Genomic DNA, 270 nt, shown 5'->3' on the forward strand with positions numbered 1-270 from the left:
CTTCCGATCTTGTTAACTTACCATGGTTAGTCTTGATATGCGCAACTGGCCCTGTAACATTTTCCAAATCTAATTGCGGGAAATATTTTTCTTTTTCTACCATACCTAATTTCTCCAAGGCATCAAAAATGCCATCTTCTTCTACTTTTTTTGTGATATAATCTGCATGCTTTTGCAGTTCTGGATGCGAATGCCCCATAGCGATACTAATTCCTGCATAATCGAATAACTCAATATCGTTGAGTCCATCTCCGAACACTAGGACATTTT

1 protein-coding gene is annotated in these 270 nt (G+C 37.8%); it reads right to left on the reverse strand.

Annotated features, from left to right (window positions below):
• The coding region (locus tag C1E99_RS12680; protein ID WP_153060252.1) for an HAD hydrolase family protein at positions 1–270 on the reverse strand (270 nt) is incomplete at both ends.

The organism is Streptococcus suis (assembly GCF_002964045.1).
Lineage (GTDB): Bacteria > Bacillota > Bacilli > Lactobacillales > Streptococcaceae > Streptococcus > Streptococcus suis_U.